23 protein-coding genes are annotated in these 20,588 nt (G+C 75.8%); 11 read left to right on the forward strand and 12 right to left on the reverse strand.

All coding sequences use genetic code 11. The features are described 5' to 3' along the window. Window positions 1-164: 164 nt before the first annotated feature. On the reverse strand, window positions 165-983 hold the full coding sequence (proC, locus tag ACI780_RS08575) for a pyrroline-5-carboxylate reductase (protein WP_457002191.1): 819 nt from the start codon (window positions 981-983) through the stop codon (window positions 165-167). An 86-nt stretch (window positions 984-1,069) separates the two neighbouring features. On the opposite strand from proC, the gene ACI780_RS08580 reads away from it, so the two are divergent. Beyond that, window positions 1,070-1,636, forward strand: a complete 567-nt coding sequence (locus ACI780_RS08580) for a type 1 glutamine amidotransferase domain-containing protein (RefSeq protein ID WP_457002193.1) — start codon at window positions 1,070-1,072, stop codon at window positions 1,634-1,636. 11 nt (window positions 1,637-1,647) lie between these two features. Here ACI780_RS08580 and ACI780_RS08585 read toward each other — a convergent pair whose 3' ends face one another. Both ACI780_RS08585 and ACI780_RS08590 read right to left on the reverse strand, forming a co-directional pair. Then, the gene (locus ACI780_RS08585; protein ID WP_457002195.1) at window positions 1,648-2,463 is read right to left on the reverse strand and encodes a hypothetical protein; all 816 of its coding nucleotides are present in this window, start codon (window positions 2,461-2,463) and stop codon (window positions 1,648-1,650) included. Then, complete coding sequence (locus ACI780_RS08590) at window positions 2,463-3,407, reverse strand: Ppx/GppA phosphatase family protein (protein WP_457002197.1); 945 nt, start codon at window positions 3,405-3,407, stop codon at window positions 2,463-2,465. Before ACI780_RS08590 ends, ACI780_RS08585 begins: the two co-directional genes overlap by 1 nt. A 180-nt stretch (window positions 3,408-3,587) precedes the next feature. On the opposite strand from ACI780_RS08590, the gene ACI780_RS08595 reads away from it, so the two are divergent. The 3 genes from ACI780_RS08595 (at window position 3,588) to ACI780_RS08605 (ending at window position 7,534) form a co-directional block, all read left to right on the forward strand. Continuing rightward, window positions 3,588-4,394, forward strand: coding sequence for a hypothetical protein (locus ACI780_RS08595; RefSeq protein ID WP_457002199.1), 807 nt, complete (start codon window positions 3,588-3,590; stop codon window positions 4,392-4,394). Window positions 4,395-4,487: 93 nt separating this feature from the next. Beyond that, a complete protein-coding gene (locus ACI780_RS08600; protein WP_456869309.1) occupies window positions 4,488-6,689 on the forward strand; it encodes a bifunctional MFS transporter/dTMP kinase in 2,202 nt (733 codons plus the stop codon). A 5-nt stretch (window positions 6,690-6,694) separates the two neighbouring features. Next, window positions 6,695-7,534 (forward strand): class I SAM-dependent methyltransferase, encoded by an 840-nt coding sequence (locus ACI780_RS08605; RefSeq protein ID WP_456869310.1) that lies wholly within the window; start codon window positions 6,695-6,697, stop codon window positions 7,532-7,534. Window positions 7,535-7,544: 10 nt separating this feature from the next. Here ACI780_RS08605 and ACI780_RS08610 read toward each other — a convergent pair whose 3' ends face one another. After that, on the reverse strand, window positions 7,545-8,546 hold the full coding sequence (locus ACI780_RS08610; RefSeq protein WP_456869311.1) for a helix-turn-helix domain-containing protein: 1,002 nt from the start codon (window positions 8,544-8,546) through the stop codon (window positions 7,545-7,547). Between the two features lie 81 nt (window positions 8,547-8,627). Between ACI780_RS08610 and ACI780_RS08615 the strand changes: the two genes are divergently transcribed. Beyond that, the gene (locus tag ACI780_RS08615) at window positions 8,628-8,834 is read left to right on the forward strand and encodes a hypothetical protein (RefSeq protein ID WP_456869312.1); all 207 of its coding nucleotides are present in this window, start codon (window positions 8,628-8,630) and stop codon (window positions 8,832-8,834) included. Between the two features lie 10 nt (window positions 8,835-8,844). Continuing rightward, window positions 8,845-9,066 (forward strand): DUF3072 domain-containing protein, encoded by a 222-nt coding sequence (locus ACI780_RS08620; RefSeq protein ID WP_089402033.1) that lies wholly within the window; start codon window positions 8,845-8,847, stop codon window positions 9,064-9,066. 85 nt (window positions 9,067-9,151) lie between these two features. Here the strand turns inward: ACI780_RS08620 and ACI780_RS08625 are convergent, their stop codons facing one another. Together ACI780_RS08625 and ACI780_RS08630 are read right to left on the reverse strand one after the other, a co-directional pair. Continuing rightward, a complete protein-coding gene (locus tag ACI780_RS08625; protein WP_456869313.1) occupies window positions 9,152-9,832 on the reverse strand; it encodes a winged helix-turn-helix domain-containing protein in 681 nt (226 codons plus the stop codon). Beyond that, window positions 9,829-11,034: a sensor histidine kinase gene (locus ACI780_RS08630; RefSeq protein ID WP_457002398.1), complete on the reverse strand. Its 1,206-nt coding sequence runs from the start codon at window positions 11,032-11,034 to the stop codon at window positions 9,829-9,831. Before ACI780_RS08630 ends, ACI780_RS08625 begins: the two co-directional genes overlap by 4 nt. 227 nt (window positions 11,035-11,261) lie before the next feature. Between ACI780_RS08630 and phoU the strand changes: the two genes are divergently transcribed. Beyond that, entirely contained in the window at window positions 11,262-11,921 is a 660-nt protein-coding gene (gene phoU, locus ACI780_RS08635; protein ID WP_456869314.1) for a phosphate signaling complex protein PhoU, read from the forward strand. 57 nt (window positions 11,922-11,978) lie between these two features. On the opposite strand, the gene ACI780_RS08640 is transcribed toward phoU, so the two are convergent. The 5 genes from ACI780_RS08640 to mshA are packed head-to-tail and all read right to left on the reverse strand — an operon-like array spanning window position 11,979 to window position 16,550. Then, window positions 11,979-12,749: a phosphoglyceromutase gene (locus ACI780_RS08640; protein WP_457002204.1), complete on the reverse strand. Its 771-nt coding sequence runs from the start codon at window positions 12,747-12,749 to the stop codon at window positions 11,979-11,981. Between the two features lie 25 nt (window positions 12,750-12,774). Then, window positions 12,775-13,077, reverse strand: a complete 303-nt coding sequence (locus ACI780_RS08645) for a hypothetical protein (RefSeq protein ID WP_456869316.1) — start codon at window positions 13,075-13,077, stop codon at window positions 12,775-12,777. A 10-nt stretch (window positions 13,078-13,087) separates the two neighbouring features. Next, window positions 13,088-14,686 (reverse strand): MFS transporter, encoded by a 1,599-nt coding sequence (locus tag ACI780_RS08650; protein WP_457002206.1) that lies wholly within the window; start codon window positions 14,684-14,686, stop codon window positions 13,088-13,090. Beyond that, complete coding sequence (locus ACI780_RS08655; RefSeq protein ID WP_456869318.1) at window positions 14,683-15,270, reverse strand: YbjN domain-containing protein; 588 nt, start codon at window positions 15,268-15,270, stop codon at window positions 14,683-14,685. The genes ACI780_RS08650 and ACI780_RS08655 overlap by 4 nt, the downstream gene beginning before the upstream one ends. Next, on the reverse strand, window positions 15,267-16,550 hold the full coding sequence (gene mshA / locus ACI780_RS08660; RefSeq protein ID WP_456869319.1) for a D-inositol-3-phosphate glycosyltransferase: 1,284 nt from the start codon (window positions 16,548-16,550) through the stop codon (window positions 15,267-15,269). Before mshA ends, ACI780_RS08655 begins: the two co-directional genes overlap by 4 nt. A gap of 129 nt (window positions 16,551-16,679) precedes the next feature. Here mshA and ACI780_RS08665 point away from each other — a divergent pair, with 129 nt between their 5' ends. Then, a complete protein-coding gene (locus ACI780_RS08665; protein WP_457002209.1) occupies window positions 16,680-17,468 on the forward strand; it encodes an SDR family oxidoreductase in 789 nt (262 codons plus the stop codon). 75 nt (window positions 17,469-17,543) lie between these two features. Here ACI780_RS08665 and ACI780_RS08670 read toward each other — a convergent pair whose 3' ends face one another. Then, a complete protein-coding gene (locus tag ACI780_RS08670) occupies window positions 17,544-18,545 on the reverse strand; it encodes a UDP-N-acetylmuramate dehydrogenase (protein ID WP_457002211.1) in 1,002 nt (333 codons plus the stop codon). A 59-nt stretch (window positions 18,546-18,604) separates the two neighbouring features. Here ACI780_RS08670 and ACI780_RS08675 point away from each other — a divergent pair, with 59 nt between their 5' ends. Genes ACI780_RS08675 through ACI780_RS08685 form a run of 3 tightly spaced genes read left to right on the forward strand, consistent with a single transcriptional unit; the run spans window position 18,605 to window position 20,580 of the window. Then, window positions 18,605-19,462: a class I SAM-dependent methyltransferase gene (locus ACI780_RS08675; protein WP_456869322.1), complete on the forward strand. Its 858-nt coding sequence runs from the start codon at window positions 18,605-18,607 to the stop codon at window positions 19,460-19,462. Continuing rightward, window positions 19,459-20,319: a spermidine synthase gene (locus ACI780_RS08680; RefSeq protein ID WP_457002213.1), complete on the forward strand. Its 861-nt coding sequence runs from the start codon at window positions 19,459-19,461 to the stop codon at window positions 20,317-20,319. The genes ACI780_RS08675 and ACI780_RS08680 overlap by 4 nt, the downstream gene beginning before the upstream one ends. Before the next feature lie 51 nt (window positions 20,320-20,370). Further along, window positions 20,371-20,580 carry a PspC domain-containing protein gene (locus ACI780_RS08685; protein ID WP_456869324.1) on the forward strand — a complete coding sequence of 70 codons (210 nt, stop codon included), beginning with the start codon at window positions 20,371-20,373 and terminating at the stop codon, window positions 20,578-20,580. The last annotated feature ends 8 nt before the right edge of the window (window positions 20,581-20,588 follow it).

Consider the following 20,588-nt stretch of genomic DNA (forward strand, 5'->3'; position numbering starts at 1 on the left):
CCCGCGTGACAGAAGCGATGGAAGAAACGAACAGGCGGAACGGTCCGTCCTCGTCAGAACTACACCTGTGCAACTCGCTTCACAGCCGTGTCGGCGCGTCGACGGAGAGATGTGTCGACACGACTACGCAGCGTCCAACCTCGGTGGGCTGAGCGGAGGTAGGTTCACCGGCTCCCGTCTGCCCGGCCGAGTTCGACCGACCGCTGCGCCGCCGCCTCGATGGCCGCGATCAGCGCGGAGCGGACCGAGTGGCGCTCCAGCTCGCGGATGCCGGCGATCGTCGTCCCGCCGGGACTGCTGACGGCGTCGCGCAGCTGGGCCGGGTGCTCGCCGGACTCGCGCAGCATCACCGCCGCCCCCAGCGCCGTCTGCACGACCAGCTCGCTGGTCAACGCCCGGGGCAGGCCGAGGAGCACGCCGGCGTCGACCATCGCCTCCACCAGGTAGAAGAAGTAGGCCGGGCCGCTGCCCGACAGCGCCGTCACCGCGTCCTGCTGGTACTCCGGCACCCGCGCCACCCGGCCCACCGTCGACAGCAGCGCCTCGGCCTCGTCGAGCTCGGCGTCCCCGGCCGACGCCCCGGCCGACAGCACGCTCATCCCCTGGTCGACCAGCGCCGGGGTGTTGGGCATGACCCGCACGACCGGCACCCCCGGCGGCAGTGCCGCCTCGATCGCCGCGGTCGGGAAGCCGGCGGCGATGCTCACCACCAGGTGGCCGGGGTCGACCGACGGCGCGAGCTGCTGCAGCAGCCCCGGCAGGTCCTGCGGCTTGACCGCGAGCAGCAGCACCCGCGCCCGCGCGGCGGCCTCGGCGACGTCGACGACGTCGACGCCGTAGCGCGCGGCGAGCTCGGCGCCGCGCTCCGGGTGCCGTTCGGAGACGACGACGCCATCGGGACCCGACCGCCGCACCAGCCCGGCCAACAGCGCCTCGCCCATCTTGCCGCCGCCGAGGACCGCCAGACCCCGTCGCCCGTCCATCGCCCGCTCCCGCCTGTCGAGGTACCCGGTCCGGACCGTAGTGCTCGGGCGTGTGCTGCCCCGGGGGCACGGGTAGCCGCGCCCGCATGGCTGGAGAACTGGACGGGATGAAGGTGGCCGTGCTCGCGACCGACGGCGTCGAGCAGGTGGAGCTCGAGCGGCCGTGGCAGGCGCTGGAGGAGGCCGGTGCCGAGCCGGAGCTCGTGTCGCTGGAGGGCGGCACGATCACCGCCTACCAGCACATCGACGCGGGCGACCGCAAGAAGGTCGACACGACGGTCGGCGCCGCCGACCCCGACGGCTACGCCGCACTCGTCCTGCCCGGTGGTGTCATCAACGGCGACTTCGTCCGGGCCGACGCCGACGCCGTCGCGTTCGTGGCGGCGTTCTTCGAGGCGGGCAAGCCGGTGGCGGCGATCTGCCACGCGCCGTGGGTGCTCGTGGAGGCCGACGTGGTCCGGGGACGGCGGATGACCTCGTGGCCCTCGCTGCAGACCGACCTGCGCAACGCCGGCGCGACGTGGGTGGACGAGGAGGTCGTCGTCGACGGCGCCCTGGTGACCAGCCGCAACCCCGACGACCTCGACGCGTTCTGCGCCGCGCTCGTCGAGCGCTTCGCCCGGGCCACCGAGGACGACGCCGACGACGAGTGAGGCCGGGCGCCTCAGGTCGCGGCGAGCAGCCCGGCGGCCGGGGCGATGGTGAGCAGCGTCCCGGCGAAGACCAGCACCGCGATCAGCCGCGGGCCCGGCGACTCGCGGCCGGTGCGCCGTCGCCACGCCGCGACGCCGGCGACCAGGCCGGCGACGGCCAGCGGGGCGAGGACCACCGCCAGCTGGGGCAGCTGCTCCCAGACCACGGTGGACAGGAAGTAGGTGCCGACGCCGGCGGCGAGGGCGAGCACCAGCTCCCCGGCGAAGCGCAGCCACGCCAGCGCGCCCTCGCGCGCACCCAGGGGCTCGTCGAGGACCTGGGTCTCCCGGGCACGGGTGACCGGGATGGGCCCGGTGGCGGGGGCGGGCTCGTCGGCGCCGGGTACGCCGGGCTTGCGCGACGGGCGGATCCCCGGGATGGCCGCCGTCGAGGGCCCCTGCGGGCCGCGGCCGGCCGGGGACGGCGGCACGCGCCCGGTGTCACGTCCGGTGTCCCGGCCCGTGTCACGGCCCGTGTCACGGCCCGTGTCCCGTGCGGTCTCGCGGGCGGGGCGGGAGGTCTCGCGCGCGACGCGGCCGGTGTCGGAGACCCGCCCGGTGTCCGAGACCCGCCCGGTGTCGCTGGCGCGCCGTCCCGGGTTGGGCCGGTCGGCGTCGGTGTCCGGGTCGCGCTGGCGCTGCTTGATGGGGAGGTCGCCGGTGTCACCCCGCCGCCGTCGGGCGCTGCGCGGTGCCTCGATGCCGGCCTCGCGGAGGATGTCGGCCAGCGGCCGCCCGCCGGTCTCCGGCCCGGGCCCGGCACCGGGCTCCCGGCGGGGCACTGCCATCACGCGCCTCCCAAGGTGTCGAGCCGGCGGAGGATGACGCCCTCCCGCAGGGCCCACGGGCAGATCCGGACGGAGGGTAGATCCAGAGCCTGCATGGCGGCCTGCGCCACCACGGCACCGGCGGGCACCTGGTGGGCGCGGTCGGGCGACACGCCGCGCAGCTCGGCCAGCGCGCCGGACTCGATGCGGGACACGAAGCCGATGAGCTGGTCGAGCCCGTCGGCGCTGAGCTCGCGCGGCACCCGCATGCCCGCGGAGTAGGGCGCGGCGCCGGTGAGCCGGGCCAGCGTGCGGAAGGTCTTGCTGGTGGCCGCCACGAGGTCCGGCGGCCCGGCACCGTGGAGCTTCTTCACCGCCGGCCTGAGCACGTCGACGGCGTGCTCGCGCAGCGCGGTGAGCGCGGCGAGGTCGGGGCGGCCCCCGGTCGCGGCCTCGGGCAGGAACCGGCGGGTCATCCGGCCGGCGCCCAGCGGGAGCGACAGGGCCACGTCGGGGTCCTCGTCGGTGCCGGCGGCTAGCTCCAGCGAGCCGCCACCGATGTCGAGGACCAGCAGCCGGCCGGCGCTCCAGCCGTACCAGCGGCGCACGGCGAGGAAGGTCAGCCGGGCCTCCTCCTCGCCGCTGGTGACCTGCAGGTCGACGCCGGTCCGCTGGCGGACCCGGGCGAGCACCTCCATGCCGTTGCGTGCCTCGCGGATGGCCGAGGTGACCAGGGCGAGGACCTCGTCGCAGCCCTCCTCCTCCGCCTGGACGCACGCCTTCTGCACCGCCTTGACCAGGGCCTTCTCGCCCTCCTTGGACAGCACGTCGTCCGCGCCGACGTGCTCGGCCAGGCGCAGCAGCCAGCGGTCGTCGTGCTGGGCGGTGGGCTCGGCACCGCGGTGGGCGTTGACCACGAGCAGGTGGACCGTGTTCGAGCCGACGTCCAGCACCCCGAGCCGCATGCGCCCAGTCTGCCGGGCCGCCCGGCGGCCGGCCGACGCGGTCGCCGGCCGGTGCGGTGCGTGCACCCGTCGCTGTCCGCCGGCCGCCGGCACCACGACCCGTGCACGGCCCCCTCCGGAGGCTCGCGCCGAGCGGAGCGAGGCGTGAGAGGGAGGGGGTCCTTTCTCTAGCCTGGCGCCGTGGAGGACGTGCCGCCGGAGGTCGACCCGGACTTCGCCCGCGAGTGGGTGGAGTTCCCCGACCCGGCCGACCCGCGGCACCGGGTGCGTGCCGACCTGACCTGGCTGTCCTCGGCCTGGACCTGCGTGTTCGGCCGCGGCTGCGCGGGCGTCGTCCCGGGCCGTGCCGACGACGGCTGCTGCAGCCATGGCGCGTTCTTCAGCGACGAGGACGACCTCGCCCGGGTCACCGCCGCCGTCGCCGACCTCACCGACGAGGACTGGCAGCTCGCGCCGCTCGGGCGCGGCGCCTGGACCGAGGAGGACACCGCCGACGACGAGGGCGGCGTCCGCTCGCTGCGCACCCGGCTGGTCGACGGCGCGTGCGTGTTCCTCAACCGGCCCGGGTTCCCGGGCGGGACCGGCTGCGCGCTGCACCGGATGGCCGTGCGCGAGCAGCTGCACCCGCTCTACACCAAGCCCGACGTGTGCTGGCAGCTGCCGGTGCGCCGTGAGCAGGAGGAGGTCGAGCGGCCCGACGGCAGCACCGTGCTGGTGAGCACGATCGGCGAGTTCGACCGCCGCGGCTGGGGGCCCGGCGGCGCGGACCTGCACTGGTGGTGCACCGGGTCCCCCGCCGCCCACGTCTCCCCCGAGCCGCTGGTGGTGACCTACGCCGCGGAGCTGACCGCGCTGGTCGGGCCGGCCGCCTACGCCGAGCTGCGCCGGCTGACCGAGGCGCGCCTCGACCTGGGGCTCGTCGCGCCGCACCCGGCCAGCCCGGCACCGGTGCCGCTGACGCTGCAGCGGCGCCCGCCCGGCTCCTGACCGTCCTCCTCCGTCCGGGTGCGGCGGCCCCCGGACGTCACCCGGCGCCACTACCCTTCCCAGGACGACCGCGACGACCGGACGGCGAGGACAGTGAGGGACGGACAGGCGGCGCAGCCGGGCACGACCCGGTCGGGGTCGTCACCGAGCGGGCACCGCGCCGACAACGCGCTGCTCGCGCTGGTGCGGATCCCGGTGTTCCGCCGGCTGTGGGCGTCGATCGCCGTCTCCAGCCTCGGCGACTGGCTGGGCCTGCTGGCCACCACCGCGATGGCGCAGCAGCTCACCCGCGACCAGTCCACCGCGGTGCAGGGCGTGGCGATCTCCGGCGTCATCCTCACCCGGCTGCTGCCCGACCTGCTGCTCGGCCCGCTGGCCGGCGCGCTGGCCGACCGGCTCGACCGGCGCACCACCGTCGTCGTCGGTGAGCTGCTGGCCTGTGGCCTGTACCTGTCGATCGCGGTCAGCTACGAGCTGACCTGGCTCTACGTCGCCCAGTTCCTCGTCGAGGCCGTCGGGCTGTTCACCAACCCCGCCAAGCAGGCGATCTGGGTGGCGATCGTGCCGCGGGAGCGGCTCGCGGTGGCCAACCAGATCTCGCTGTTCAGCGTCTACGGCGCGGTCCCGGTGGCCTCGCTGCTGTTCGCGCTGCTGTCGACCGTGGCCCGGGTGTTCCCCGGCAGCGGGGAGGGCAGCGACGCGCGCACCGCGATCGTCATCGCCCTGGTGTTCAACTCCGTGAGTTTCGCGATCTCGGCGTGCACGGTGTTCCTGTCCCGCCGGCTCATCCCGCCCACGGCCACCGACCGCGCGGCGTCGACCAACGTGTTCTCCCTCGTCGTCGAGGGCGTCTCGTTCCTGCGCGGCCAGCCGCTCATGCGCGCGCTCTACGTCGGCGTCATCGGCGCGTTCGGCGCCGGCGGCCTCATCATCGGTGTCGCCCAGCTCTACATCGCCACGCTCGACGCCGGCGCGGCCGGGTACGGCGTGGTGTTCGGCATCGTCTTCACCGGCCTGGCGCTCGGCATGCTCACCGGCCCGCGGATCCTGCCCACGGTGCCGCGGCGGGCGCTGTTCGCCCGCTCGATCGGGCTGGCCGGCGTCGCGCTGCTGGCGATGTCGCTCCTGCAGGACTTCGTGCTGGCCACCGCGGCGGCCTTCCTCGTCGGCCTGTTCGCCGGGGTCTCCTGGATCATCGGCTACACGCTCATCGGCTTCGAGGTCGAGGACCGGCTGCGGGGGCGGGTGTTCGCCTTCGTCGTCTCCTCGGTGCGGATCGTGCTGCTGCTGTCCGTGGCCGTCGGCCCCGGCCTGGCCGGCCTGCTCGGCACGCACGAGCTGCGGGTGGGCGAGCTGGTGCTCACCCTCACCGGCCCCGGCCTGACCCTGCTCATCGGTGGTGTGCTCGCGCTGCTGGTCAGCGCCTACGCCGTCCGGCAGGTGGCACCGCGCGGCCGGTCGCACACCCGGCCGCGGGACATGCTGCGGCTGCTGTGGGGCAGCTCGGACATCCTCTCGGCCTCCTCCAGCGGCGTCGGGCTGTTCGTCGTGGTGGAGGGCGCCGACCGCGACCTCACCCGCCGCTACACCGCCGACCTCGCCCGCGTGCTGCGCGGGCACGGCCACCCCGTCGTCACCACCCACGAGCCCAGCGACACCGCGCTCGGGCGCCAGGTGCGCCAGCTGCTCTTCCCGCCGGCACCGGAAGCCGCCCCCGGGCAGGGGGTCACCGACGACGAGGGCCGCCCGGTGGCCGCCTACACCGCCGCGCTGCTGGCCGCCGCCGACCGCGCCGAGCACGTGGCCACGGTGATCCGCCCGGCCCTGCAGCGGCGCCAGGTCGTGGTGTGCACCCACTACGTCGACACCTCGATCGCCTTCCACGGCGCCGGGCAGGGCCTCGACGCCGACCGGATCACCCGCACGTCGCTGTGGGCCACCCGCGGCCTGCTGCCCGACCTCACCGTCGTGGTCGACTCCCCCGTCACCGCCGGCCCCGCCGGCGTCGACGCCGACGCGGTGCGCGCGGGGTTCCTCGCCCGGGCCGACGCCGCGCCCGACCGCTACGTCGTCGTCCCCGGGGAGCTGCTCGACACCGACACCCCGGCCGACGGCGACGGGCTGGTGTCGCCGGTGGTCAGGCGCCGGCTCGCCACGCTGATCGCCCAGCGCTACCCCGAGACCCCGCCCGGGGAGAGCGGGACGGGCACCGAGGGACCCGGTGACGGCGGCGACCCGCCGGTCGGCGCGGGCCGCACCGCTCCCGGGGGGAGCACCGGTCGCTCCGTAGGCTGACCGGCGTGACTGCCCCGGTGACCTCCGAGCCGGTGACGTGGACCGCCGAGGACACCGAGGAGGTCGACTGCTGCCTGTGCGGCGTGCGCGGCCGGCCGGTGCACGACCTCGCGCCCTTCGGCGTCGTCCGCTGCCCCTCGTGCGGGCTGGTGTTCGTCAGCCCCCGGCTGCGCCCGGAGGCGCTGCAGCGGCTCTACGACGACGTCGGCTACTTCGAGGGCGGGGTGTACGGGGACGCCGCCCAGCAGCCCCGCCGGCTCGACCCCGCCATGCTGCTGCAGCGCACCTGGACCGCCGGCCGGCTGGCGCTGCTCGACCGGGTCCGCGGCCGCGCCGCCGGTGGCCGGCTGCTGGAGGTCGGCGCCGGCTACGGGCTGTTCCTCGACGCCGCGCGGGCGGCCGGCTGGGACGCCAGCGGCGTCGAGCTGTCCCGCACCGGCGCCCGGCACGCCGTCGAGACCCTCGGCCTCGACGTCTTCTGCGGCCAGCTCGCCGACGCGCCGCTGACCCCGGGCTTCGACGTCGTGTGCGCGTGGGACACCGTCGAGCACGTGCCCGACCCGCTCGCCTTCTGGCGGACGGCGCGCTCACTGGTGGCCGACGACGGCGTCGTGCTGTTCTCCACGCCCTACGTGTCCTCGCTGCCCGCCCGGCTGCTGGGCACCCGCTGGTGGACGCTCAAGCCGGCCGAGCACATCTGGCACTTCACCCCGCGCACCCACGCGATGCTGCTGGCCCGCGCCGGTTTCGCGCTCACCCGGGTGGTGCGCAGCCCGCTCGCGCCGAGCAACGCCGGGCGGCTGGACTCGCTGGTCGGCGTCGCCCGTCCGATCCCGGTCGGCTGACCGGCCGGTCCTACGCCGCAGAGCCCTCCCCCGCCGGCACGGCGGCCGCGGCCCGGAACGTCTGCCGGTAGGCCCGCGGGGACACGCCCCGGCGGCGGGCGAACTGCTCGCGGAACCCTGCCGCCGTGCCGAAGCCGACCAGCCGGGCGATCTCCTCCACGGGGGCGTCGCTCTCCTCGAGCAGCGCCTCGGCCGCGGCCAGCCGCTGGGCCAGCAGCCAGGCGTGCGGCGTGGTCCCGGTCGTGGCCTTGAACCGGCGGGCGAAGCTGCGCGGGCTCATCAGCGCACGCCGGGCCAGCGCCTCGACGCTGATCTCCTCGGCCAGGTGCGCCCGCGCCCAGTCCAGGACGACGCCGAGCAGGTCGTCCTCGCACCGGGCGACCGGCTCGTCGATGTACTGCGCCTGCCCGCCGTCGCGGTGCGGCGGCACGACCATCTCGCGGGCCAGGGAGTTGGCCGCCGCGGCGCCCCACTCACGGCGGACGAGGTGCAGCAGCGCGTCGACGCCGCTCGCCGTCCCGGCGCCGGTGATGATCGTGCCCTCGTCGACGTAGAGGACCCGGGGGTCGACGTCGACGGCCGGGTACCGGGCGGCCAGCTCACCGGCGTAGCGCCAGTGCGTGGTGGCCCGCCGCCCGTCGAGCAGGCCGGCGGCCGCGACGACGAAGGCGCCGGTGCAGTGGCTGACGATCTGGCCGCCGCGGGCGTGCACGGCGCGCAGCGCGTCCAGGACCGACGCCGGGACGGGCTGGGACAGCTTCTCCCACGCGGTGACCAGGACGATGTCGGAGACGGCGAGCCGCTCGAGGCCGTGCTCGACGTAGAGCGCCAGGCCGGTGTCGGTGCGCACGACGCCGGGGCGGTCGGTGACCACCGCGAAGTCGAAGAGCGGCATGCCGAAGCGGCGCTGGTCGTAGCCGAACACCTCGGCGGCGACCCCGAGGCCGAAGGCGCCGAGGACACCGTCCCCGGCGAGCAGGCTGACGACGAGCGGGCGGTCGGATCCGGTCACACGCACAGCATGGCAGAAAAGACGCGCACTGTGTCGTTCCTGCCACTCGTCGGTTGACGGTCCACGGCGCAGGCTCGTCGCATGTTGCTGATCACCTGCCCCGTGACCCGGACCGACGAGCTGGTCGCCGACCGGCGCATCCGGTCGGTCACCAACCACCCGACGCACATCGCCCTGGGCGTGGAGTGCCCCTCCTGCGGGAGCGTGCACGTGTACCGGACCGGACGCCGCTGGGAGTCCCGGCCCGCTGCCGCCGCTCGACCTGCGCCGGAGCTCGCCCCCGCCTAGGATCGAACACATGAGCGAATCGAACGTCAACACCGGGCAGGCCGGCGACCCCACCGCGGAGAAGGACCCGTCGGACTGGGTGACCGGCGACGAGCCCGCCACCGGCGCCCAGAAGAGCTACCTGCACACGCTGGCCCGCCAGGCCGGCGAGGAGGTCCCGGAGGACCTCACCAAGGCCGACGCCTCCCGCAAGATCGACGAGCTGCAGGACGAGACCGGCCGGGGCGACTGACGCCCCGGCCTGGTGACGTGCTGGAACGGCCCCTCTGCAGGGTCCCGCCGCCAGCTTGCGAGTGGCGGGGCGCAGAGGGGTCCTCCTAGGTCTCGAGCTTGTAGCCGAGGCCGCGGACGGTCACCAGGTACTTCGGGTTCGCCGGGTCGGGCTCGATCTTGGCCCGCAGCCGCTTGACGTGGACGTCGAGGGTCTTGGTGTCGCCGACGTAGTCCGAGCCCCACACCCGGTCGATGAGCTGCCCGCGGGTCAGCACCCGGCCGGCGTTGCGCAGCAGCAGCTCGAGCAGGTCGAACTCCTTGAGCGGCAGCGCCACGGGCTCGCCGTCGACGGCGACCACGTGCCGCTCGACGTCCATCCGCACCGGGCCGGCCTCCAGCGCGCCGTCGGCCGGGGTCTCGACGTCGCCGCGGCGGCGCAGCACCGCCCGGATGCGGGCGACCAGCTCGCGCGCGGAGTAGGGCTTGGTGACGTAGTCGTCGGCGCCCAGTTCCAGGCCGACGACCTTGTCGACCTCGGAGTCCTTCGCGGTGAGCATGATGATCGGGACGTTGCTCCGGGAGCGCAGCGCCCGGCAGACCTCGGTGCCCGGCAGGCCGGGGAGCATGAGGTCGAGCAGGACGATGTCGGCCCCCGCGCGGTCGAACTCGGCGAGCGCCTCGGGCCCGGTGGCCGCGACGACCGCCTCGAACCCCTCCCGCCCGAGCATGTAGGACAGCGCGTCGGAGAAGGACTCCTCGTCCTCCACCACCAGCACGCGGGTCATCGGTGTCCTTCCTCCTGGAGTTGCCCGGCAGCGGCGTCGGCGGCTTCGGTGGTGTCGTGGCGGTCGGCGTGGTCCTCGACCGCCAGGGGGATGCGCAGGGTGAACGTGGAGCCGAGGCCCTCCTCGCTCCACACGCTGACCGAGCCGCCGTGGTTGCTGGCCACGTGCTTGACGATCGCCAGCCCCAGGCCCGTGCCGCCGGTGCTGCTCGCCCGGGACTGGTCGACGCGGTAGAAGCGCTCGAACACCCGCTCGCGGTCGGCCCGCGGGATGCCGATGCCACTGTCGGTCACGGCGATCTCGGCCGAGCCGCCGCGCGCCCGCGCCCCGACGGCGATCTTGGTGTTCTCCGGGCTGTAGGCGACGGCGTTGGCCAGCAGGTTGGTGACCGCCGTCGTCAGCTGTGACTCGACGCCGCGCACCACCAGCCCGCGCCGCCCGCCGACGGCGATCGTGATGCCCTTCGCGGCGGCGGCCAGGCCGGTGCGGTCCACGGCCTCGGCGATCACGGTGTCGACGTCGACCGGCACGAGCTCGGGCAGCGGCTCGGCGCCCTGCAGCCGGGACAGGTCGATCAGCTCGCGCACCAGCTTGGCCAGCCGGTCGGCCTCGTGCGCCATGCGGGCGGCGAAGCGCTGCACCGTCTCGGGGTCGTCGGCGGCGCCCTGCGTGGCCTCGGCGAGCAGGCCCAGCGCGCCCACCGGCGTCTTGAGCTCGTGGCCGACGTTGGCGACGAAGTCCCGGCGGACGGCCTCGACCCGGCGGGCCTCGGTGACGTCCTGCAGCACGAGCGCGACCGGGCCCGGCACGACGGTCGGGGCGGCGTCGAGGGAGATCCCGTGGGCGCCGACCAGCCGCGAGCCGCCGCCGACGATCTCGCCGGGCAGCGCGACGTCGGCCCGGCGGCTGCCGGCGGTGTGCACCTCGCGGACCAGCCCCTGCAGCGCCGGCACGAGCAGCCGCCGGTCGCGCACGACCCCCAGCGCCCGCGCGGTCGGGTTGGCGACGACGACGGCGTCGTCCTTGTCGAGGATGAGCACGGCGGGGTCCATGAGGTCCAGCAGCCGGCGGGCGAGCGCGGCCTCGCGCGCGGCGTCCCCGGGGTCGGCCTCGGCCGGCTCCGCGGCGGACCGCCGGCGGATCACCAGGGCGACGACGGCCCCGAGGACCGCGCCGGCGACGAGGCCGCCGAGGGCGGCCAGCAGGATCACGCCGCCGATGCTAGGCCGCACCCCCGGCCGGGCATCCCCCGTCTGAGTGGCGGCAGAGCCACTCAGGGCGATTGTTCACGCCCGGGTGCCCCCGCGTTCACCGGCCCGGACCTGCACCCTCCCGCGCACGACCTACCCTCGGGTGCAGGGCGGCGCACCGAGCAGACGGTGTCCGGACGGCGGGGGCCCGGCGTGCGGCCGGCCGACGAGGAGGACCCGTGCGCGAGCACTACCGCGAAGAGCTCGAGGACATCAACACCTGCCTGGTCGACATGGCGAACTCGGTCGGCTCGGCGATGAGCAAGGCGACCACCGCCCTGCTCGACGCCGACGTCGCCCTGGCCGACCTGGTGATCGCCGGCGACGAGCACGTCGACGCGGTGCGCGAGAGCATCGAGGAGCGCTGCTTCACCCTGCTCGCCCGCCAGCAGCCGGTGGCCACCGACCTGCGCACCATCACCACCGCGATGCGGATCGTCGCCGACCTCGAGCGCATGGGCGACCTCGCGGTGCACGTGGCCAAGCTGGCCCGGATGCGGTTCCCCGAGTCGGCGGTGCCGGCCGAGGTGCGGCCGATCTTCCTCGAGGCCGGCCACGTCGCGCAGAGCCTGGTGACCAAGACCGGCGCGGTGATCGCCAAGCTCGACGTGCGCGCGGCCACCGAGCTGGAGAGCGACGACGACCTGATGGACGCGCTACACCGGCAGCTGTTCACCGAGCTGCTGAGCCCGGGTTGGCCGCACGGCATGGAGTCGGCCATCGACATCACGCTGCTGGGCCGCTACTACGAGCGGTTCGCCGACCACGCCGTCAGCGTCGCCCGCCGGGTCGTCTACCTGGTCACCGGCGAGCGGGAGATGACCGCGGTATCGACCTGACGCCGGACACGACGAGGGCCTCCCCACCGGCGGTGGGGAGGCCCTCGTCGTGTCCGGCTACTTCTTGCCCTGGTTCCGGACCGCCTCGATCGCGGCCGCGGCGGCCTCGGGGTCGAGGTACTCCCCACCCGGCTTCACCGGCCGCAAGTCGGCGTCGAGGTCGTAGCGCAGCGGGACGCCGGTGGGGATGTTGAGCCCGACCACCTCGTCCTCGCCCATGCCGTCGAGGTGCTTGACCAGCGCCCGCAGGCTGTTGCCGTGCGCGGCCACCAGCACGGTGGCGCCGCTGCGCAGGTCCGGGACGATCGCGTCGTACCAGTACGGCAGCATCCGCACGACGACGTCGGCCAGGCACTCGGTGGCCGGGCGCACCTCCGGCGGGAGGAAGGCGTAGCGCGGGTCGCCGTCCTGGGAGAACTCGCTGCCCGGCTCGATGGGCGGGGGCGGGGTGCTGTAGGAGCGCCGCCACACCATGAACTGCTCCTCGCCGTACTCGGCAAGGGTGGCGGCCTTGTCCTTGCCCTGCAGCGCGCCGTAGTGCCGCTCGTTGAGCCGCCAGGAGCGGCGCACCGGGATCCACTGCCGGTCGGCGGCGGACAGCGCCAGCTCGGCGGTGGTGATGGCGCGCCGCAGCAGCGAGGTGTGCAGCACGTCGGGCAGCAGGCCGTGCTCGGCCAGCAGCTGCCCGCCGCGGGCGGCCTCGGCGCGGCCCTTCTCCGACAGCTCGACGTCGACCCAGCCGGTGAACAGGTTGGCCTTGTTCCACTCGCTCTCGCCGTGGCGCAGCAGCACGAGGGTCCCGGGGGCGGTCTCCGCAGACGTGGTCACGCGCCCATCCTGCCCGACGGCGTCCTCAGGCGGTCAGCAGCGGCCAGAGCACCCAGGTCTCGTAGAGGACGACGGGCAGCAGTCCGACCAGCAGCCAGGGACTGCGCACCCGCCGGGCCGCACCCCAGCGCAGCGCCGCCACCAGCGCCACGCTGCAGGCCGCCGCGATCCCCAGCCACAGCGCGGTCGCGGCGACGTCGACGACGACGAGCTGGGCGAGCACCAGCTGCACCGCGCACAGCAGCAGCGGGTAGACCAGGCCCGAGGCGGCCACCACGCCGATGAGCGCGCGACCGAGCCGCTCCTGCTGCGCGGGGGACTCCTGCACGCCGCCCACGCTAGGCCGACGACGGCGCCCGCGCGCCCGTCCGGCGGCCCGGCAGCCAGACGAGCACGACGACGGCGGCGACGGCCGAGGCGGTCGCGGTGCCGACGGCGGTCAGGTGCATGGCCGAGACGAAGGCCTCCCGGGCGGTGTCCTCCAGCCGCAGGGCCGCGGCGGCGGTGGCCTCGTCGCCGTCCGCCCGGGCCTGCGCCGCCGTCGTCCGGGCCGCCTCGAGGGTCGCCGCGATGGAGGTGCTGGCCTCGGCGCGGGCCGGCGCGGGCAGCACGTCGACGGCCCGCCCGACGTTCGCGGCGTAGGCGGTGGCCAGCAGCGAACCGAGGATGGCCACGCCGAGCGCGCCGCCGACCTGCCGGACGGTGTTGTTGACCGCGGCACCGGCACCGGCCTTCTCCCGGGGCACCACCGACATGATCGACTCGGTGGCCGGCGCCATGACCGCGCCCATGCCCAGGCCCTGCACGCTCAGCGCGGTGACCAGCAGCCACAGCGGCGCGGCCTCGTCGAGCAGCTGGAAGGCGAGGAACGACAGGGTGATGAGCACGAACCCCCCCGCGCAGACGGCCTTCGCGCCGAACCGCTCGGCCAGCCGGGAGCTGCGCGGCGCCATGAGCGCCATCCCGAGCGCGACCGGGATGAGCGCCGCCCCCGACTGCAGCGGGTCGTAGCCGCGGGCGCCCTGCAGGTAGTAGACGAGGTAGAACGTGGCGCCCATCAGCGCGAAGAAGTTCAGGCCCAGCGCGGCCGCCGCGGCCGAGAACGCGGGCAGCCGGAACAGCGAGACGTCCAGCGCCGGGTGCGACGAGCGCCGCTGCAGCCAGACGAACAGCACCAGGAGCAGCGCGCCGCCGACCAGCGGCACCAGCACCCCCGGCGTCGCCCAGCCCACCCCGGAGCCGGCGTGGATGATCCCGTAGACCAGGCCGGCCAGGGCGGCGATGGACAGCAGCACCCCGGGGACGTCGAGCCGGCCGGGGAACGGGTCCCGTGACTCGGGGACGAACGCGAGCGTCCCGGCGATGCCGAGCACGGCCACCGGGACCCCGATGAGGAAGATCGCGCCCCACCAGAACGTGGTGAGCACCGCGCCGCTGGCCAGCGGGCCGCCGGCGACGGCGAGCCCGGCGGTGGCCGCCCAGATGCCGATCGCCCGGCCGCGCTCCCCGGCCGGGAAGACGTTGGTGATGACGGCGAGGGTGGTCGGCTGCACGGCCGCGCCGCCGACCCCCATGACCGCCCGCCAGGCGATGAGCTCCAGCGGGCTGTCGGAGAACGCGGCGAGCACCGACCCCGCGGCGAAGACGCCCAGGCCGATCAGCAGCACCCGGCGGCGGCCGATCCGGTCGCCGATGACGCCCCAGGAGAACAGCAGGCCCGCGAAGACGACGATGTAGGCGTCCACGGCCCACTGCAGTTCGCCCTGCGTGGCGCCCAGCTCGCGCTGCAGCGTCGGGATGGCCACGTTGAGCGTCGTGTTGCCCGTGATCACCACGAGCAGGCAGACGGTCATCGTGGCCAGCACCCACCAGCGGCGGGCGTAGCCGGGGCGCTCCTCGGCGTCCGCGACCGTCCCGTCCCGCTCGGTGGCGGTCATCCCCCGCCGTCCGGGGGGTCCCCTCCCCCGTCGCCGGGCCGGTCGGCACGGCCGGCCTGCGCGAAGGCGGCGAACGCCTCGAGGTTGCGCAGGGACTCCCCGCGCCGGACCCGCCACTCCCACTCACGGCGGATCGACGTGCCGAACCCGATCTCCAGCAGCGTGTTGAACGAGTCGTCGGCGTAGCTGAGCACCGCGCCGAGCACCCGGTCGAGCTCCTCGGGGGTCACCGCCGCGTGCGGCAGCCGGCCGGTCAGGTACACGTCGCCGACCCGGTCGATGGACCAGGCGACGCCGTACATGCGGGCGTTGCGCTGCAGCAGGTGGGCCCACATCTGCTCACGGTTCTCGTCGGGCTGGCGGCAGACGAACGCCTCGACCCGCAGCGCGTGCTCGCCGACGACGAGCCCGCACACCGTCTTGAGCTTGTGCGTGCCGGGCAGCTCGACCACCCAGCGGCCCGGCGCCGGGTGCTCGTGCACCAGCTCGGCCTCGCGCAGCGTCCGGTCGATGACGGCGTCGAGCCGGGCCACCACGTCGGCGCGGGCCGGCCGCGCCCCGCCGTCCGTCCCGTCCTCGCTCACCAGGCCACCTGCGTCCCGAGCGGCAGCCCGACCACCGGCCGCAGCGCACGGCGGGCGGCGCCGGCCATCTCGGCGGCGGCCGAGGCGTAGGCCGCGACGAGGGCGTCGGCGGTGCGGTCCCAGGAGAAGTCCGCGGCGTGCCGGCGGGCGCCGGCGGCCAGCAGCGGGCGGCGGGCCAGCACGGCGCGGATGGCGGCGGCGTAGGCGGCCGGGTCGCGGCTGCCCACGAGCACCCCGGACACGCCGTCGCGCACCGCCGTCGGCAGGCCGCCGACCGCGGCGGCGACCACCGGCGTGCCGCACGCCTGCGCCTCCAGGGCGACGAGGCCGAAGGACTCGTTGTGGCTGGGGACGACGGCGACGTCGGCGGCCCGGTAGTACATCGCCAGCCGGTCCGGGGGCTGCGGCGGGAGGAAGCGCACCAGGTCGGCGATGCCGAGGGAGGCGGCCAGCTCCTCGAGCTGGCGCGGCGCCTCCAGGCCCGAGCCGCTGGGCGCCCCGACCACGTGCACCTGCAGCCGGGCGCGCAGGTCGGGGTCGTCCTCCAGCATCCGGGCGGCGGCGGCGAGCAGCAGGTCGGGCGCCTTGAGCGGCTGGATGCGGCCGACGAAGGTCAGCACGACGGCGTCGGCGGGGACGCCGAGCGCGCGGCGGGCGGCCGCGCGGTCGCCGGGGGTGAACCGGTCGAGGTCGACCCCGGGCGGGACGACGAGGGTGCGCCGCGGGTCGGCCCCGTAGTGCTCGACGAGCTGGCGCGCCTCCTCCTCCGTGTTGGCCACCAGCCGGTCGGCCTCGGCCACCACCTGCTCCTCGCCGATCACCCGCAGCCGCGGCTCGGGGTGGTCACCTGCGGCCAGCGCCGCGTTCTTGACCTTGGCGAGGGTGTGCGCGGTGTGGATGAGCGGCACGCTCCAGCGGTCGCGCGCCAGCCACCCGACCTGGCCGGAGAGCCAGTAGTGCGAGTGGACGACGTCGTAGTGCCCGGGCTCGTGCTGGGCCTCCTCGCGCAGCACGCCGGCGGTGAAGGCGCACAGCTGGGCCGGCAGCTCCTCCTTGCCCAGGCCCTCGAACGGGCCGGCGCTGACGTGCCGCACGGTGACGCCGGGGCTCATCTCCACGACCGGCGGCAGGTCGCTGGAGGTGGCCCGGGTGAACACGTCGACGGCGATGCCGCGGGCGGCCAGCCGGCGGGAGACCTCGACGATGTAGACGTTCATGCCGCCGGCGTCGCCGGCACCGGGCTGGTCGAGCGGGCTGGTGTGCACCGAGACCGTCGCCACCCGGCGCGGCGCACGGTGCGACAGGAGGCGGCGAGCAGGCACCCCGACCTCCCGCCTCGTCCCCGTCCCGGGCGCCGGTCTCGACACCCCTGTCGTCTTCCCATCCTGCAACAGCGACAGGATGACCACATGCCCGGTGTCACCGACGTCTCACCCTCCGGCCCGACCCCCTTCCCGGGAGCCGGGCGCACCGCCGTGGTCACCGGCGCCTCCAGCGGCATCGGCGCCGCGACGGCGGAGAGGCTGGCCGGCGAGGGCTTCGACGTCGTGGTGGGTGCCCGCCGGCAGGACCGGCTGACCGCGCTCGCCGAGCGGATCGGCGCCCGCGCGCTGCCGCTCGACGTCACCGACCCCGCCTCGGTCGAGGCGTTCGCCGCCGAGCTGCCGCGGGTCGACGTCCTGGTCAACAACGCCGGCGGGGCGTTCGACGCCAGGCCGGTGGCCGAGGCCGACCTCGACTCGTGGGCGCGCACCTACGACGTCAACGTGCTCGGCACGGTGCGACTGACCAAGGCGCTGCTGCCGGCGCTGCGCGCCTCGGGCGCCGGGGACGTGCTGTTCGTCGGCTCCACGGCCGGGCTGGTCAGCTACGAGGGTGGTGCGTCCTACACGGCGGCCAAGCACGGCGTGCACACGCTGGCCGAGACCCTGCGGCTGGAGCTCGTCGCCGAGCCGGTGCGCGTGGTGGTGATCGCGCCGGGGATGGTCCGGACCGAGGAGTTCTCGCTCATCCGCACCGGCAGCCAGGAGAAGGCCGACGCCGTCTACCGGGGCGTGCGCGAGCCGCTGGTGGCCGAGGACGTCGCCGACTGCATCGCCTGGGCGCTGACCCGGCCGCACCACGTCAACGTCGACCTGCTCGTCGTCCGCCCCCGCGCCCAGGCCGCCCAGCACAAGGTCCACCGCGAGGCCGACTGACCGCCGAGATCACGTGATCCCGACCCCGGGGAGGCGCTGACGCGTCGAGACCACGCGATCTCGACGGGGAGCCGCCTACAGCCGCTGGGGCTCGGGGACCAGCGTCACGCCGAAGCGGTCGTGGACGGCGGCCACGACCCGGTCGGCGAAGGCCATGAGCTCGGCCGCCGTCGCCCCGGGCTCGGTGGTCAGCGCCAGGCTGTGCCGCGACGACGTGCCGACCCGCCCGTCGCGCGTCCCGCGGCCGAAGCCCGCCGACTGCACCAGCCACGCGGCGCTGAGCTTGAGCATCCCGTCACCGGCCGGCCAGCTCGGGCAGCCGGGCACGGCCTGCTCGGCCGGGACGACGGGATTGGTGAAGAACGAGCCGGCGCTGCGGGTGTCGGGATCGGCCGGGTCGACGACCATCCCCTTGCCGCGGCGCAGGTCGAGCACCGCGGCGCGGACGTCGGCCAGCGGTGCCCGGCCGCCGAGGTCCACGCCCAGCCGCTTCGCCAGCTCGGCGTACCCCACCGGCCGTGACAGCGGTCCGGGGTCGAGGGCGAAGGAGACGGTGAGGACGACGAACCGGCCGGGCTCGCGCTTGAAGCGGCTGTCGCGGTAGCCGAAGTCGCACTCGTCGTTGGACAGCGTGCGCTCGGTCTTCTCGGCACGGTCGTAGACGCGCACCGCGGTGATCGTCTGGGCGACCTCCTGGCCGTAGGCGCCGACGTTCTGCACCGGCGTGGCGCCCGTGGAGCCGGGGATGCCCGAGAGCGCCTCCATCCCGGCCAGCTGCTCCTCGACGGTGCGCGCGACCAGGTCGTCCCAGTCCTCGCCGGCCTGCACCTCGAGGACGTCGCCGCGCCGCTCGACGCCGCGGCTGCGCACGGCCACGACGTCGCCGTCCCACCCCGCGTCGGGGGCGACGACGTTGGAGCCGCCGCCGAGGACGAGCAGCGGCCGGCCCGCCTCGTCGGCCTCGCGGACGGCGGCGACCAGGTCGGCGGCGTCGGTGACCTCGACCAGCCGCGCCACGGGCCCACCGACCCCGAGCGTGGTCAGGTCGGCGAGACGGGCATCGGAGCGGACGAGCACGATCCCACGGTAAACGGGCCCGGGCGGTGGCCCGGGGAGGCGGACTACCCTCGGGCCCGGTGAGCGAGGACGGCAGCGAGCACAAGCGCCGGGCGAGCCTCACCCCGCGCCGTGCCGGGCCGCGGCTGGCCGCCGGCCGCGCCCGGGCGCTGGGCCTGCCGACGCGCGGCACCACCAACGCCAACCGGCTGCGCCGGGTCGACCGCTGGATCCTCGCCACCCAGGTGCCGCGGCTGCGCGACGCCGCGCGCCCGCTCGTGGTCGACCTGGGCTACGGCTCGTCGGCCGTGACCACCCTCGAGCTGGCCGACCGCCTCGCGCCGGAGGTGCCCGGGCTGGAGGTCGTCGGGCTGGAGATCGACCCCGCCCGGGTGGCCGCCGTCGCCGAGCACCGCGACCCGCCGCGGGTGGACTTCCGGGTCGGCGGCTTCGAGCTCGCCGGGCTGCGGCCGGTGCTGGTGCGCGAGTTCAACGTGCTGCGCCAGTACGACGAGGCCTCCGCGGCCCGGGCGTGGGAGACCACCTGCGCGGCGCTGGGTCCCGGCGGCCTGCTGGTGGAGGGCACCTGCGACGAGTGGGGACGGCGGGCTAGCTGGGTCGCGCTCGACGCCGACGGGCCGCTGACCCTCACCCTCGCCGCGCGGGTCGCCGACCTCGACCGGCCCTCCGACCTCGCCGAGCGGCTGCCCAAGGCGCTGATCCACCACAACGTCCCGGGGCAGCCCGTGCACGACCTGCTGCGCGCCCTCGACGCCGCCTGGGCCGCCGCGGCCGGCCTGTCGACGTTCGGGCCGCGCCAGCGGTGGGTCGCCGCCGTCCAGACGCTCGCCGACGAGGGCTGGCCGCTGGTCGGCACGACCCGGCGCTGGCGGCACGGCGAGCTGACCGTCCGCTGGTCGGCGGTGGCGCCCCGGTGAGCCGCGGCGCCCGCCCGCCGGTGGTGCCGCCCGGCCCCACCGAGGTCGACGGCGGCACCGCGGAGCTGCTCGGTGACGCCGACCGCGACGGCTCGTGGGTGCTGGTGGTGGAGGGGACGCCGCAGTCCCACGTCGACCTCGACGACCCGGCGCACCTGGAGTTCGAGTACGTCCGCCGCATGGGCCACGTGCTCGACCTGGCCGCGCCCGAGGGCGAGCCGGTCGACGCGGTGCACCTCGGCGGCGGCGCGCTCACGCTGGCCCGCTACGTCGCGGTGACCCGGCCCGGCTCGCGGCAGCGGGTGGTCGAGGCCGACCAGCGGCTCACCGACCTGGTCCGCGCCCACCTGCCGCTGCCGCGGGGGGCGCAGGTCCGGGTGCGCGCCGCAGACGCCCGTGCCGGGCTCGCCGCCCTCCCGAGCGCGAGCGCCGACGTCGTCGTCAGCGACGTGTTCGCCGGGGCCCGGACGCCGGCGCACCTGACCACCGTCGAGTACGCGGCCGAGGCGCGGCGGGTGCTGCGGCCGGGCGGCGTGCTGACCGCCAACGTCGCCGACGGGCCGCCGCTGCGCTTCGCCCGCGGCCAGGTGGCCACCCTGCAGGCGGTGTTCGCGCACGTCTGCGTCCTCGCCGAGCCCGGCACCCTGCGCGGCCGGCGCTTCGGCAACCTGGTCACCGTGGCCTCCGACGCGCCGCTGCCGGTGGCCGCCCTGACCCGGCGCTGCGCGGGCGACCCGATGCCCGCCCGGGTGGTGGCCGACGACGACCTGGCCCGCTTCGTGGGCAACGCGCAGCCGGTGCCGGACGCGCAGGCGGTGGCCTCCCCGGAACCGCCTCCGGGTGTCTTCAGCCGCTGACCAGGGTGTTCCCCGATGCCCCGGGCTCCCGGCCGCGCCTAGGGTCGGGACATGACCTACCCCGCACCTGCTCCCCGCCGGCTCGCCCGGGACACCCGCAACCGGATGATCGCCGGCGTCTGTGCGGGCATCGCCCGCCGCTACGGCATCTCCACCGGCGCCCTGCGGCTGGCCTTCGTGGTCTCGTGCATCCTGCCCGGGCCGCAGTTCATCGCCTACCTGGTGCTGTGGGCGTTCATGCCGCGCGACGACCGGTACTGACCCGGCCG

It is taken from the genome of Geodermatophilus sp. SYSU D00814 (assembly GCF_054050055.1).

What these genes read in the sequence shown, in the direction of transcription:
- ACI780_RS08620 (WP_089402033.1), top strand. Translation starts at nt 8,845, where the DNA reads ATGAGCGAATCGAACGTCAACACCGGGCAGGCCGGCGACCCCACCGCG.
- ACI780_RS08580 (WP_457002193.1), top strand. Translation starts at nt 1,070, where the DNA reads ATGGCTGGAGAACTGGACGGGATGAAGGTGGCCGTGCTCGCGACCGAC.
- ACI780_RS08585 (WP_457002195.1), bottom strand. Translation starts at nt 2,463, where the DNA reads ATGGCAGTGCCCCGCCGGGAGCCCGGTGCCGGGCCCGGGCCGGAGACC.
- ACI780_RS08665 (WP_457002209.1), top strand. Translation starts at nt 16,680, where the DNA reads ATGCCCGGTGTCACCGACGTCTCACCCTCCGGCCCGACCCCCTTCCCG.
- ACI780_RS08625 (WP_456869313.1), bottom strand. Translation starts at nt 9,832, where the DNA reads ATGACCCGCGTGCTGGTGGTGGAGGACGAGGAGTCCTTCTCCGACGCG.
- ACI780_RS08650 (WP_457002206.1), bottom strand. Translation starts at nt 14,686, where the DNA reads ATGACCGCCACCGAGCGGGACGGGACGGTCGCGGACGCCGAGGAGCGC.
- ACI780_RS08685 (WP_456869324.1), top strand. Translation starts at nt 20,371, where the DNA reads ATGACCTACCCCGCACCTGCTCCCCGCCGGCTCGCCCGGGACACCCGC.
- proC (WP_457002191.1), bottom strand. Translation starts at nt 983, where the DNA reads ATGGACGGGCGACGGGGTCTGGCGGTCCTCGGCGGCGGCAAGATGGGC.
- ACI780_RS08615 (WP_456869312.1), top strand. Translation starts at nt 8,628, where the DNA reads ATGTTGCTGATCACCTGCCCCGTGACCCGGACCGACGAGCTGGTCGCC.
- ACI780_RS08590 (WP_457002197.1), bottom strand. Translation starts at nt 3,407, where the DNA reads ATGCGGCTCGGGGTGCTGGACGTCGGCTCGAACACGGTCCACCTGCTC.